Raw genomic sequence first — 12,742 nt, forward strand, 5'->3', positions numbered from 1 at the left:
CCCTTATCGATGTCATGGAGTGTCACCTATGCGTAAAGCTTATTTCTCATCCTTTGTCTTTGCCTTTCTTGCCAGCCTCTCCCTAGCCACTACTGCCGCACCTTCCACCAAACCCGAAACGCCAACCTCCATTTCCACACAAATGACCAAGGTCGACCACACCACCAAGGTCAGCCTCAACTCCGCAGACGCCGAAACCCTGCGCCGGGACCTCTTCGGCATTGGCGCAGCCAAAGCCAAGGCCATCGTCGCTTACCGCGAAACCAACGGGCCCTTCACTGCGATAGATGAGTTGCTGGAAGTAAAAGGTATCGGCAAGGCATTGCTGGAGAAGAACCGCGACAGGCTTGAGGTCAATTGAACATCTGAAAAGCAGGCGAGGAGGCCGGTCATTGACCGGCTTTCTTCTGGCCGCAGAACCCCGCTTTCAAGCTCCCCCGCACCACATCAAGAATCCGCGTGGCCAATTCGGCGCTCTCCACACTTCTTGCCAACACCAACGCTCCCACCAGCGTCGACATCAGCACAAGGCCCTGTTCGCGGGCATTCGGGCTATCAAGGGCCGCTTCGACCTGCTTGAGCCGGGCGTTAAGCACCTCATCCGTCGTCCTGCTGTTCTGCCCGCGCAACCCCAGCTCGGAAGACATCGTGGGCAGCGGGCACCCCTCATGAGGTGATGTCTGATGCCATTGCGACAGGTAGCTATCAATGAACGCGTCCAACGGTCGCTGTTGGCTGAACAGCTTTTTGCAATGTTCATCCAGTTGAGCTGCGGCCTCTTGCAACGCCTTTTCCACCAACTCGTCCTTTGACCTGAAGTGCGCGTAAAACCCGCCATGCGTCAGGTTCAGCGACTTCATCAGCGGCTGCAGGCCGGTCGCACCAATGCCGTCGCGGCGAAAGCGTACCGAGGCCTCCTTGATGATGCGCTGGTGGGTTTGAGCTTTGTGGTCTTGTGAATAGCGCATGGGAAGGCCTCCGAAACATCAGGCCATATTAACCAAGCTTCGCTGGGCATACGCGGGTGTTTACAAAATTGTGCGGCTCAACGGGGAGCCGCTTCAGTCTCAGCGATCCTGCGCATCCTTGGCGTCCGCTTGGGCATTGCGTTCTGCCACGCGCTTACGTTGTTCATCAGTCAATTCAACCTTGTTGGCGCTGTCTCGCAGCATCAACAAACCACCGACGATCGAACCGATCGCGACCACTAAAATCAACCAGGCATACCACGGCATAGGGCTCTCCTTGAGGCAGCAAACCGTGGGGAAATTTCCCACGGTAATGACTGCTTTGAGTAACGGGCTTTCTTAGTAGTTCATTGTAGGCCCGTTCTGCCCCGGTAGCCTTACAGCCCGGTCAACATAGCGTCCGCCGGTGCATCGGCGCGGTCTTGCGCGGTCAGTTGGAAGTACACAAAACCCACCACCATGAAGCCCAGGAAGATCAGGCCGATCAGCGCGTTGAACCACGCCATGGCCACCAGGCAGACCACGGCCAGTACCAGCGCAATCCCCGGCACGATTGGATAGCCCGGGGCGCGGAAGGTGCGCTCCAGCAGTGGCTCGGTCTTGCGCAGTTTGAACAGGCTGAGCATGCTCATGATGTACATGACGATGGCACCGAACACCGCCATGGTGATCATCGCGGCGGTCAGGGTCATGCCGCCCAGGTTGATCAGCCCGTCGCTGTAGATGGCGGCGATGCCGACGATGCCGCCGGCGATGATTGCCCGGTGCGGCGTCTGGAAGCGCGACAGTTTGGCGAGGAAGGAGGGCAGGTAGCCCGCGCGCGCCAGGGCGAAGAATTGGCGGGAGTAACCCAGGATGATCCCGTGGAAGCTGGCCACCAGGCCGAACAGGCCGATCCACACCAGCATGTGCAGCCAGCCCGAGCTGTCGCCGACCACGGTTTTCATCGCCTGGGGCAGCGGGTCGTTGATGTTCGACAGGGTGCGCCAGTCACCCACGCCACCGGCAAAGAACATCACGCCCATGGCCAGAATCACCAGGGTGAGGATGCCGCTGATGTAGGCCTTTGGAATAGTGCGCTTGGGATCTTTCGCCTCTTCGGCAGCCATGGCGGCGCCTTCGATGGCGAGGAAGAACCAGATGGCAAAGGGTATGGCCGCAAACATTCCGGCGATCGCCGGTGCGCCGAAGGTGTCGGAGCCGGCCCAGCCGTTGAGGGCGAAGTTGCTGAAGCTGAAGGCGGGAGCGACCACGCCCATGAACACCAGCAACTCGGCCACGGCAAGCACGCAGACCACCAATTCAAAGGTGGCGGCGAGCTTCACCCCGAGGATGTTCAGGCCCATGAACACAATGTAGGCGCCGACGGCCGCATGTTTCGGATCGAGGGCCGGAAACTGCACGTTCAGGTATGCGCCGATGGCCAGGGCGATCGCGGGTGGGGCGAAGACGAACTCGATCAGCGTCGCCAACCCGGCAATCAAGCCACCTTTCTCGCCAAACGCCCGGCGGCTGTAGGCAAAAGGGCCGCCAGCATGAGGAATCGCGGTGGTCAGCTCGGTGAAACTGAATATAAAGCAGGTGTACATGGCGGCGACCATCAACGAGGTCACCAGGAAGCCCAATGTTCCCGCCACGCCCCAGCCATAGCTCCAGCCGAAATACTCTCCGGAAATCACCAGCCCGACTGCGATGCCCCACAAATGCAGAGTGCCCAAGGTGGGTTTGAGTTGTGTGTTCATCGTGTAGCTCTCCCTGAACGGTTTGGAATGTTTCAGGGCATTGCAGCGGACATGCCATTAACCAAAGCCGTGTCGTAAAGGCGCCGAACTGTCGCCGAGGGAACGGTTTGGCGTTTGAATCATTTCAAGCGCTGCACCAGATAAGGGCGTTGGTGTCTGGTCTGACGCTATCGCGGGCAAGCCCGGCTCCCACATTTGAAGTGCATACCCCCCGTAAACCCCGCATAAACCCACTCTTTACGCCGTCTTTACGCCCCACCCATACCGTCGCTCTCGTTCCTTTACGCCACTCCTGCGGACAATCCTCCTACACGCGGCAGTCGCCGCACGACGGAGAAACTTCCATGAGCGTTCTGGACGGGGTGTCACTGCTGTTGGCTGTGGCGCTGTTCATTTATCTGCTGGTTGCGCTGTTACGCGCGGATCGGAACTAGGAGCAGGCTATGCACAGTTATGACTATTGGCTGATCATCGCCTTCTTTGCCTTGGTGCTGATTCCGGCACCGGCCCTGGGGCGGTTCTACTACAAGGTAATGGAAGGGCAGCGAACCTGGCTCACGCCGGTGTTCGGCCCGGTCGAGCGCGTGTGCTATCGCCTTTCGGGTGTCGATGCAGACCAGGAACAGAGCTGGCAGAAATACGCGCTGGCGTTGCTGGCGTTCAACCTTGCCGGTTTCGTGCTGCTGTTCGCGATCCTGCTGTTCCAGGAATACCTGCCGCTGAACCCGCAGAAATTGCCGGGTCAGGAATGGACCCTGGCGTTCAACACCGCCATCAGTTTCATGACCAACACCAACTGGCAGAACTACAGCGGTGAAGCGTCCCTGAGCTACCTCAGTCAGATGGTCGGCCTCACCGTGCAGAACTTCGTCAGTGCCGCCACCGGCCTCGCCGTACTGGTCGCGTTGTGCCGTGGGATCGGTCGCAAATCCACCAAGACTTTGGGCAACTTCTGGGTCGACATGACTCGCGCCACGCTCTACGGCCTGTTGCCGTTGTGCCTGGTGTTCGCGTTGTTCCTGGTCTGGCAGGGCGTGCCACAAACCTTCGCTCACTATGTGAACGCGGTCACTATGCAGGGCGTTGACCAGGTCATCCCACTGGGCCCGGCTGCCAGCCAGATTGCGATCAAGCAACTGGGCACCAACGGTGGTGGCTTCTTCGGCGTCAACTCGGCGCATCCGTTCGAAGACCCGACTGCCTGGGCCAACCTGTTTGAGCTGGGCGCGATCATCCTGATTCCGGTGGCGCTGGTGTTCACCTTTGGCCACTACGTGAAAGACCTGCGTCAGAGCCGGGCGATCCTCGGTTGCATGCTGGCCCTGTTCATCATCGGCGGTGCTACCGCGATGTGGGCCGAGTACCAACCCAACCCGGCGCTGAACAACCCGGCGGTTGAGCAGGCGGCACCGCAGGAAGGTAAAGAAGCGCGCTTCGGCACCACTGGCACCGTGTTGTGGTCGGTGGCGACCACCGCCGCGTCCAACGGTTCGGTCAACGGTATGCAAGACAGCCTCAACCCCCTGAGCGGGATGGTGTCGCTGGTCAACATGATGGTCGGCGAAGTGATCTTCGGCGGCGTCGGCGCCGGCATGTACGGCATGTTGCTCAACGTGTTGATTGCGGTGTTCCTCGCCGGTTTGATGATTGGCCGTACACCGGAATACCTCGGCAAGAAACTCCAGGCCAAGGAAGTGCAGTTGCTGGTCGTGACCTTGCTGGTGATGCCGGTCGGCACCCTGGTACTCGGTGCCATCGCCGCCAGCCTGCCTGGCCCGGCCGGTGCCATCAGTAACCCTGGCCCCCACGGTTTCAGCCAGTTGCTGTACGCCTACACCTCGGCCAGTGCCAACAACGGTTCGGCGTTCGGCGGCTTCAGTGCCAACACCGCGTTCCACAACCTGATGTTGAGCCTGTCGATGTTGCTCGGTCGCTTCGGTTACATCCTCCCGGTACTGGCCCTGGCCGGCAGCCTGGCGATGAAGAAGACCGCACCGATTGGCCAGAACAGCTTCCCGACCCACGGCCCGCTGTTCGTGACCCTGTTGACCGTGACCATTTTGCTGGTGGGCGGCCTGACCTTCCTGCCGACGCTGGCACTTGGGCCTATCGCTGAACATCTGAGCATGGGCTTCTAAGGGGATATGAAAATGAATATGCCTGCAAAAAACGCGGCTCCCGTGAAAACCCAGGAGCCAGCCAAGACCGCAATGTCGGCCCTGTGGCGTCCGGCGCTGGTCCAGGCGTTCGTCAAGCTGGACCCGCGCCAGCTGCAACGCTCGCCGGTGATGCTGGTGGTCGAGCTGACCGCGATCCTCACCACCATCCTGTGCTTCGTGCCGGATGTTGCCGTACCGACCTACGTCGCCGTGCAAATCGCCGTTTGGCTGTGGTTCACCGTGCTGTTTGCCAACTTCGCCGAAGCCTTGGCTGAAGGCCGCGGCAAGGCCCGCGCCGACAGCCTCAAGGCCGGCAGCGAGGGCCTCAGCGCCCGCCGCAAGGAAGCCGACGGCAGCTTCAAGGTCGTGCCGGCCACCAGCCTGCGCAAAGGTGATGTGGTACGCGTGGTCGCCGGGGAAATGATCCCGGGTGACGGCGAAGTCATCGAAGGGATTGCCGCGGTCAACGAAGCGGCCATCACCGGTGAATCGGCCCCGGTTATCCGTGAATCCGGCGGCGACCGCTCGGCCGTCACCGGCAACACCCGCCTGGTCTCGGACTGGTTGATGATCCGCATCACCGCCAACCCGGGCGAGTCGACCCTGGACCGCATGATCGCCCTGGTGGAAGGCGCCAAGCGCCAGAAAACCCCCAACGAAATCGCGCTGGACATCCTGCTGATCGGCCTGACGCTGATCTTCCTGCTGGTGGTGGTGACCCTGCAGCCGTTCGCCCACTTCGCCAATGGCAACCTGCCGCTGGTGTTCCTGGTGGCGCTGCTGGTCACGCTGATCCCGACCACCATCGGCGGCCTGTTGTCGGCCATCGGTATTGCCGGCATGGACCGCCTGGTGCGCCTCAACGTGATCGCCAAATCCGGTCGCGCGGTGGAGGCGGCGGGGGACGTGCACGTGCTGTTGCTGGACAAGACCGGCACCATCACTTTCGGTAACCGTCGTTGCACCAACGTGATCGCCGCGCCGGGTGTCAGCGGCAAGGAATTGGCCGAGGGCGCGCTGCTGGCATCCCTGGCGGACGACACGGCCGAAGGTAAGTCCATCGTCGAATACCTGCGCGGCCAGCACCCGCAAGCCGAGCCGTCGACGGATGAGCTGACCTCGGTACCGTTCAGCGCGGAAACCCGCCTGTCCGGCGTCGACTACCAGGGCCGTGTGTTCCGTAAGGGTGCCGTGGATTCGCTGCTGGCGTTCATTGGCCTGCAACGGCGCGACCTGCAACCGGCGCTGTCGCGGGAAATCGACAAGATCGCCCAGAGCGGCGGCACACCATTGCTGGTGTGTGCCGACGGCAAATTGCTCGGCGCGATTCACCTCAAGGACGTGGTCAAGCCCGGCATCCGCGAACGGTTTGCCGAGCTGCGCAAGCTGGGGATCCGCACCGTGATGGTGACCGGCGACAACCCGCTGACCGCTGCTGCGATTGCCGCTGAAGCCGGTGTGGATGACGTGCTCGCCGAAGCCACCCCAGAGAAAAAACTCGCGCGCATTCGTCACGAACAGAACGATGGTCGCCTGGTTGCGATGTGCGGCGACGGCGCCAACGACGCCCCGGCGCTGGCCCAGGCTGACGTCGGCATGGCAATGAACGACGGCACGCAAGCCGCCCGTGAAGCGGCCAACATGGTCGACCTCGACAGCGACCCGACCAAGCTGCTGGACGTGGTGCAGATCGGCAAGGAATTGCTGGTGACCCGTGGTGCGCTGACCACCTTTTCCATCGCCAACGACGTGGCCAAGTACTTCGCGATCCTGCCGGCGCTGTTCGCCTCGATCTACCCGCAACTGGGTGTGCTCAACGTGATGCACCTGCAAAGCCCGCAGAGCGCGATCCTCTCGGCCATCGTGTTCAACGCGCTGATCATCGTGGTGCTGATCCCGCTGGCGCTGCGCGGTGTGCGTGTACAGGCGGCGAGTGCGGCGGCGTTGCTGCGTCGCAACCTGCTGATCTACGGCCTGGGCGGGATCGTGGTGCCGTTCGTGGGCATCAAGGCGATCGACATGCTGTTGACCGCGCTGCACCTGGTTTGACTCGATGCCCGCAGGTACCGGCAAACCGGTGCCTGCAGGTTGCAATGACCGAATTGAGGAATTTGAAATGTCCAACATTATCCGCCCTGCCCTGAGCCTGCTGGTGTTGATGAGCCTGATCACCGGTGTGGCCTATCCCCTGGTTGTCACTGGCGTGGCGCAAGTCGCGTTCCCTGACCAGGCCAACGGCAGCCTGGTGCACGATGCCAGCGGCAAGGTTCGCGGTTCGAGCCTGATTGCCCAGGATTTCACCGGTGACGGCTGGTTCCACCCACGGCCATCTGCCGGTGCGTTTGCTACGGTTTCCAGCAGCGCCAGCAACCTCGGCCCAAGCAACCCCGCACTGGCCACTCGTGTATTTGACGATGCCAGGAAAATGCTGGTGCCAGACCAGGGCCCAGTGCCGATGGCATTGCTGACTACCTCCGGCAGCGGTCTTGATCCACACTTGCCACCGCAGGCGATTGCCTATCAACTGGCCCGGGTAGCCGCCGCGCGTAATCTGCCGGTGGCGACCCTGCAGCGCTTGATGGATGAGCACATCGAAAGCCCGTTGGTGGGGCCGCCGGTGGTGAACGTGCTGGCGTTGAACATGGCCTTGGAAAAACTGTAAGCCGTGGCGCCGCTTTCGCGAGCAGGCCCGCTCCCACATTCGACTGAGTTTCACCTTTGGAATGCGGTCAAATGTGGGAGCGGGCTTGCTCGCGAAGGCGGACTCAAGAAACCCACATCAACACCTGAAGGAAGACCGCCCGCATGAGCGACTCCGGCCGCGCCGATGCCCTGTTAGCCGATCTACCCCGGGACGGCCGTGGCCGGCTCAAAGTCTTCCTCGGCGCCGCGCCCGGCGTGGGCAAGACCTACGCCATGCTCCAGGCCGCCCACACCCAGCTGCGCCAGGGCGTGCGGCTGATTGCCGGCGTAGTGGAAACCCACGGTCGCGCCGAGACCGAAGCCTTGCTCAGCGGCTTGCCACAACAGCCGCTGCTGCGTTCCGAATACCGCGGCGTGATGCTGGAGGAAATGGACCTCGACGGCCTGCTCGCCGCCAAGCCCAAACTGGTGCTGGTGGACGAACTGGCGCACAGCAACGCCCCCGGCAGCCGCCACGAAAAACGCTGGCAAGACATTCAGGAATTGCTCTCGGCGGGCATCAACGTCTTCACCACGGTCAACGTCCAGCACCTGGAAAGCCTCAACGACCAGGTGCGTGGCATTACCGGCGTGCAAGTGCGCGAGACCTTGCCCGACTGGGTCTTGCAGGAAGCCGATGAACTGCTGCTGATCGACCTGCCATCCCGGGAACTGCTGGAGCGCCTGCGGGACGGCAAGGTCTACGTGCCGGAACAGGCCCGTGCTGCCATCGATGCCTTCTTCACCCAGACCAACCTCATGGCCCTGCGCGAGCTGGCGATGCAAACCGCGGCGGCCCATGTCGACGATGACCTGGCCCAGGGTTATCGCCAATTGGGCCAGGCCGCACCGGCTGTGCGTGGCCGCTTGCTGGTGGGCGTGGACGGCGATGCCCAGGCCGAACGCCTGGTGCGTCATGCCAGCCGCGTAGCCCAGCGTCGGCATTTGCCGTGGAGCCTGGTGCATGTGGATAACGGCCGGGTGCGGGATGAACAATCGCGCCTGCGCCTGCAAAACGCCCAGCAACTGGCCGAGCGCCTCGGTGGCGAAGTGGTGCTGCTGCGGGCGGGGGAAGTGGCCAAGACCTTGATCCAGCATGCTGCCGAACGCCGCGCCAGCCTGATTCTGGTGGGGCAATCGCGGCCGCGCTGGCATCGCACCGTGTTTGGTGGTGGCCTGGCGTCGCGTTTGTTGCGCAATGCCCGGGGCCTGGAAATCAACGTCCTCGACAGTGACGAAGTGCCGGCTCCGCCACGCCTGCCGGATGTGCGCGGGCTGGTGTGGTTTGACTATGCCCTCGCCGTGGTGGCAACCGTGATTGCGGCGGCGGTCGCTTGGGGCGTCGCCAGTGTTTTGCCTTTACCGAATATCTCGCTGGTGTTCCTCGCCGCCGTATTGCTGGTGGCGGTGCGCAGTAGCCTGGGGCCGGCGCTGGCGTGTGCGGCGCTGTCATTCCTGAGCTACGACTTCCTGTTCATCCCGCCGAATTTCTCGTTCGCGATCCAGCGTGAAGAAGACGTGCTGACGCTGTTGTTCTTCCTGCTGATGGCGGCGCTCACCGGTAATCTCGCTGCACGCCAGCGCCGGCAGTTGCAGGCGCTGCGCGATACCCAGGAAGAAACCACCGAGCTGCTCGACCTGTCCCGCAAACTCACCGCCGCCACCGATCGCCAGGCAGTGATCAGTGCCGCCGCGCATCATCTGGAAGGCTGGAGCGACCTGCAATTGTGCCTGCTCAACCGCGACGGGCAGGGCGACTGGAAGGTCGAGACCGGAGGCCCGATCACCTTTACCGAAGCCGAACGCGCCGCCGCCGACTGGGCCTGGCAGCACGATCAGCCGGCCGGCATGGGCACCGGCACCTTGCCGTTCGGGCGCTGGTGGTGGTGGCCGTTGTCCAGCGAAGAAGGCCCGTTGGGTCTGCTGGGGGTCAGCCCGAAGGCCGGGCTTGAACTGAGCGGCCAGCGCCGTCGCCTGCTCACGGCCTTGAGCCAGCCCTTGGCCCAGGCCCTGGCCCGTGCACAACTCGGCCAGGAGCTGGAAGCCGCGCGCCTGCACGGCGAAACCGAGCAATTGCGCAGCGCCTTGCTGGCTTCGGTGTCTCACGATTTGCGCACACCGCTGACCTCCATGCGTGGCAGCATCGACAGCCTGCTGGCCCTCGGCGAGGCGATTCCCCTGGAAGATCGCCGGGAGCTGCTGGAAGGCACTCGCGATGAGGCTGAGCGCCTGGATCGCTACATCCAGAACCTGCTGGACATGACTCGCCTGGGCCACGGCGCCCTGAAGCTGGCGCGGGACTGGGTGTCACCCGGCGATATCGTCGGCAGCTCCCTGGGCCGCTTGCGTGCGGTATTGGCGCCGCTGCAGGTGATCACCGACGTGCCGCCCGAGCTGCCGCTGCTCTACGTGCATGCCGCGTTGATCGAGCAAGCACTGGTCAACGTACTGGAAAATGCCGCACGCTTCTCGCCGCCACAAGGCCGGCTGAAACTCAGCGCGGGCGTGCAGGATAACCAGTTGTTTTTTGCTGTTGCCGATGAGGGACCGGGGATTCCCGAGGAGGAGCGGGCGAAGATTTTCGATATGTTCTACACCGCCGCCAGGGGGGATCGCGGCGGGCAGGGCACCGGGCTCGGCCTGGCGATCTGCCAGGGCATGGTCGGCGCCCACGGCGGGCATATCAGCGTGGCCGACGGCATTGAGGGCCGTGGCACCTGCATCACTTTATTCCTGCCATTGCAGGCCCAGCCTGGCCTGGAAAGCGAACCTTGAGCTACCCTCTTTTCTTCACGGATTTTGATTGGACACCATGAGCCAGACTGCGACGATTTTGGTCATTGACGACGAACCGCAGATCCGCAAGTTCTTGCGTATCAGCCTGGCCTCCCAGGGCTACAAAGTGATCGAGGCCGGCACCGGCAACGAAGGCCTGGCGCAGGCCGCCTTGAGTAAACCGGACCTGCTGGTGCTTGACCTCGGCCTGCCGGACATGGACGGCCAGCAGGTGCTGCGCGAGTTTCGTGAGTGGTCCACGGTACCGGTACTGGTGTTGTCGGTGCGAGCCAGTGAAGTGCAAAAAGTCGAGGCGCTGGACAACGGCGCCAATGACTATGTGACCAAGCCATTTGGCATCCAGGAGTTTCTTGCACGGGTGCGGGCGTTGTTGCGCCAGGCGCCGGCGGGGGAGGCCCAGGAAGCGGCACTACGTTTTGGCCCGCTGACGGTAGACCTGGCTTATCGGCGGGTGCTGCTGGACGGTGTCGAAGTGGCGCTGACCCGCAAGGAATACGCGGTACTGGCGCAACTGGCGCGGCATCCCGGGCGGGTGATCACCCAGCAGCAACTGCTCAAGGATATCTGGGGCCCGACCCATACCGAAGACAGCCATTACCTGCGGATTGTGGTGGGGCATCTGCGCCAGAAACTGGCGGATGATCCGACCCAACCACGGTTTATCGTGACTGAGGCCGGTGTTGGGTATCGGCTATTGAACACCGAAGCCTGAAGCGTTAGCTCACCTGTGGCGAGGGAGCTTGCTCCCGCTGGGCTGCGCAGCAGCCCCAGAATCCTGGGAGCGCTTCGCACTCCAGCGGGAGCAAGCTCCCTCGCCACACAAGCCCTGCTTATCAAACCTCAGTGTTGCTCGCTCTCGTAACGATCCAGCGTATCGCTCGCGATCTCCCGCCCCAGCGCGATCAACTCCGGCGCTTTGTAAAACTCGAAAAACCGGCACACGCGCTTCGGCACGTTGATCAGAATATCCGGCGGATACCCGGCGATCTTGTACTGCGCCAATGACGTCTGCATCACCTCAAAGCTCTGGTTGATCAAATCCAGCAGCGATGCAGGCCCCACGTTATCGATGATGAACGAGCCGGTCGCCGACTTTGGCGCCCCGGCCTTTTCCGGTGCCGCCGCCGGTTGTTGCGCCTCGGGTTCGGCAGAGTCCAGCCACGGGTTGATGTCGGCAGCCTGGGCCAGCAGCGCTTCCTGTTCCAGCATCAACAACTGCTCGGCCTGCTTGCGCCGAAACGGCAAGTGCGAACCCAGTGAACGCACCAGGTTGTCGAAGCGGCTCCTGAACGCCGGCGGACGCTGGATCACCGGAAGCTTGTAGTGCTTCTGGTTGGTGGAGTTGAGGTTGACCGCAATGATCAGGTCGCAGTGGCTCGACACCACCGGCACGATCGGCAGAGGGTTCAGCAAGCCGCCGTCCACCAGCATGCGATTGCCCTGCATCACCGGGGTGAACAGGCTGGGAATCGCCGCCGAGGCCCGCATGGCCTGGTGCAGGCAGCCTTCCTGGAACCAGATTTCCTGCTGGTTGGTCAGGTCCGTGGCCACGGCGGTGTAGGGAATGCGCAGGTCTTCGATATTGATCTCGCCGACGATCTTGCGGATCTGCCCGAACACCTTCTCGCCACGGATCGCCCCCAGGCGAAAGCTCACGTCTACCAGGCGCAGTACGTCCAGGTAGTCGAGGCTTTCGATCCAGTTTCGGTACTCTTCCAGCTTGCCCGCGGCATAGATCCCACCCACCACGGCGCCCATGGAGCAACCGGCAATGCAGGCGATGTCGTAGCCGCGTTTTTCGATTTCCTCGATCACGCCGATATGGGCGTAGCCCCGGGCGCCGCCGGAGCCCAGCACCAATGCAACACGTTTCTTCATGACCTGATCCTTCGTAAAACAGGTGACCACAATGCACCCATCGAGGGGCGCGCTTCAATCATCACTGTCACAACCGATTATTTTCGCGAGCGGGCCACCACGCTCGGGTATGCTCTGGCAATCGGGACTGCGGATTCAGGCAGTCGGATAAGGCACTTTTCGGTGTAGGCAACGTCTACACCTGTGACTGTTTTTTCTTTTCTTGAGGTGTCATTTGATGAAAGCCTGGATGTGTGTGCCTGTGATCGTGTTGGCCCTGGCCGGTTGTGCCGGGAAAACCGCTTATCGCGACAGCTGCGGCACGCAACTGGATGCTGCGTGGCACGAGCTGGACCTGGCCAAGGCCGAAGGTTTCGCCGGCACCGTGAGTTACTCCAAGGCTCTGTCGTTGTTGACTGGCGCCAAGACCCAGCAGCAGTTCGAAGCCTTCGAAGGCTGCTCGACCAAGGCCGAGAAAGCCCGCTTCTATATTCGTGAGTCGCGCGCAGGGCGCTAACCCCGCGTAGCAGTTGTCGAG

The 12,742-nt window shown here is 62.4% G+C and carries 12 protein-coding genes; 8 read left to right on the top strand and 4 right to left on the bottom strand.

Translation table 11 applies throughout. The features are described from left to right. Positions 1-28 precede the first annotated feature (28 nt). Positions 29-361, top strand: a complete 333-nt coding sequence (locus HYE77_RS09465) for a ComEA family DNA-binding protein (RefSeq protein ID WP_008437725.1) — start codon at positions 29-31, stop codon at positions 359-361. A 28-nt stretch (positions 362-389) separates the two neighbouring features. Here HYE77_RS09465 and HYE77_RS09470 read toward each other — a convergent pair whose 3' ends face one another. The 3 genes from HYE77_RS09470 to eat form a co-directional block, all read right to left on the bottom strand. After that, positions 390-968: a TetR/AcrR family transcriptional regulator gene (locus tag HYE77_RS09470; protein WP_008437726.1), complete on the bottom strand. Its 579-nt coding sequence runs from the start codon at positions 966-968 to the stop codon at positions 390-392. A gap of 99 nt (positions 969-1,067) precedes the next feature. Beyond that, positions 1,068-1,235, bottom strand: a complete 168-nt coding sequence (locus tag HYE77_RS09475; RefSeq protein ID WP_008437727.1) for a DUF2897 family protein — start codon at positions 1,233-1,235, stop codon at positions 1,068-1,070. A 110-nt stretch (positions 1,236-1,345) separates the two neighbouring features. Then, positions 1,346-2,710, bottom strand: coding sequence for an ethanolamine permease (eat, locus tag HYE77_RS09480; RefSeq protein WP_003218757.1), 1,365 nt, complete (start codon positions 2,708-2,710; stop codon positions 1,346-1,348). Between the two features lie 344 nt (positions 2,711-3,054). On the opposite strand from eat, the gene kdpF reads away from it, so the two are divergent. The 6 genes from kdpF (at position 3,055) to HYE77_RS09510 (ending at position 11,059) form a co-directional block, all read left to right on the top strand. Then, positions 3,055-3,144: a K(+)-transporting ATPase subunit F gene (gene kdpF / locus HYE77_RS09485; protein WP_003218754.1), complete on the top strand. Its 90-nt coding sequence runs from the start codon at positions 3,055-3,057 to the stop codon at positions 3,142-3,144. Between the two features lie 9 nt (positions 3,145-3,153). Next, positions 3,154-4,848: a potassium-transporting ATPase subunit KdpA gene (gene kdpA, locus HYE77_RS09490; RefSeq protein WP_003218753.1), complete on the top strand. Its 1,695-nt coding sequence runs from the start codon at positions 3,154-3,156 to the stop codon at positions 4,846-4,848. Between the two features lie 12 nt (positions 4,849-4,860). Continuing rightward, positions 4,861-6,918 (top strand): potassium-transporting ATPase subunit KdpB, encoded by a 2,058-nt coding sequence (gene kdpB, locus HYE77_RS09495; protein ID WP_177019481.1) that lies wholly within the window; start codon positions 4,861-4,863, stop codon positions 6,916-6,918. Positions 6,919-6,985: 67 nt separating this feature from the next. Further along, positions 6,986-7,531 (top strand): potassium-transporting ATPase subunit KdpC, encoded by a 546-nt coding sequence (kdpC, locus tag HYE77_RS09500; RefSeq protein ID WP_087693688.1) that lies wholly within the window; start codon positions 6,986-6,988, stop codon positions 7,529-7,531. Between the two features lie 143 nt (positions 7,532-7,674). Continuing rightward, entirely contained in the window at positions 7,675-10,326 is a 2,652-nt protein-coding gene (locus HYE77_RS09505; RefSeq protein ID WP_177068720.1) for a sensor histidine kinase KdpD, read from the top strand. Between the two features lie 37 nt (positions 10,327-10,363). Continuing rightward, positions 10,364-11,059, top strand: coding sequence for a response regulator (locus tag HYE77_RS09510; protein ID WP_003218747.1), 696 nt, complete (start codon positions 10,364-10,366; stop codon positions 11,057-11,059). A 128-nt stretch (positions 11,060-11,187) separates the two neighbouring features. Here HYE77_RS09510 and HYE77_RS09515 read toward each other — a convergent pair whose 3' ends face one another. Further along, a complete protein-coding gene (locus HYE77_RS09515) occupies positions 11,188-12,225 on the bottom strand; it encodes a patatin-like phospholipase family protein (RefSeq protein WP_087693690.1) in 1,038 nt (345 codons plus the stop codon). Between the two features lie 217 nt (positions 12,226-12,442). On the opposite strand from HYE77_RS09515, the gene HYE77_RS09520 reads away from it, so the two are divergent. Then, entirely contained in the window at positions 12,443-12,721 is a 279-nt protein-coding gene (locus HYE77_RS09520) for a hypothetical protein (protein ID WP_003218744.1), read from the top strand. Positions 12,722-12,742: the final 21 nt, after the last annotated feature.

The organism is Pseudomonas sp. IPO3774 (assembly GCF_013386835.1).
Lineage (GTDB): Bacteria > Pseudomonadota > Gammaproteobacteria > Pseudomonadales > Pseudomonadaceae > Aquipseudomonas.

Excerpts from the sequence above, each read along its gene's own strand:
- HYE77_RS09465 (WP_008437725.1), top strand. The coding sequence starts at position 29 with ATGCGTAAAGCTTATTTCTCATCCTTTGTCTTTGCCTTTCTTGCCAGC.
- HYE77_RS09470 (WP_008437726.1), bottom strand. The coding sequence starts at position 968 with ATGCGCTATTCACAAGACCACAAAGCTCAAACCCACCAGCGCATCATC.
- HYE77_RS09475 (WP_008437727.1), bottom strand. The coding sequence starts at position 1,235 with ATGCCGTGGTATGCCTGGTTGATTTTAGTGGTCGCGATCGGTTCGATC.
- eat (WP_003218757.1), bottom strand. The coding sequence starts at position 2,710 with ATGAACACACAACTCAAACCCACCTTGGGCACTCTGCATTTGTGGGGC.
- kdpF (WP_003218754.1), top strand. The coding sequence starts at position 3,055 with ATGAGCGTTCTGGACGGGGTGTCACTGCTGTTGGCTGTGGCGCTGTTC.
- kdpA (WP_003218753.1), top strand. The coding sequence starts at position 3,154 with ATGCACAGTTATGACTATTGGCTGATCATCGCCTTCTTTGCCTTGGTG.
- kdpB (WP_177019481.1), top strand. The coding sequence starts at position 4,861 with ATGAATATGCCTGCAAAAAACGCGGCTCCCGTGAAAACCCAGGAGCCA.
- kdpC (WP_087693688.1), top strand. The coding sequence starts at position 6,986 with ATGTCCAACATTATCCGCCCTGCCCTGAGCCTGCTGGTGTTGATGAGC.
- HYE77_RS09505 (WP_177068720.1), top strand. The coding sequence starts at position 7,675 with ATGAGCGACTCCGGCCGCGCCGATGCCCTGTTAGCCGATCTACCCCGG.
- HYE77_RS09510 (WP_003218747.1), top strand. The coding sequence starts at position 10,364 with ATGAGCCAGACTGCGACGATTTTGGTCATTGACGACGAACCGCAGATC.
- HYE77_RS09515 (WP_087693690.1), bottom strand. The coding sequence starts at position 12,225 with ATGAAGAAACGTGTTGCATTGGTGCTGGGCTCCGGCGGCGCCCGGGGC.
- HYE77_RS09520 (WP_003218744.1), top strand. The coding sequence starts at position 12,443 with ATGAAAGCCTGGATGTGTGTGCCTGTGATCGTGTTGGCCCTGGCCGGT.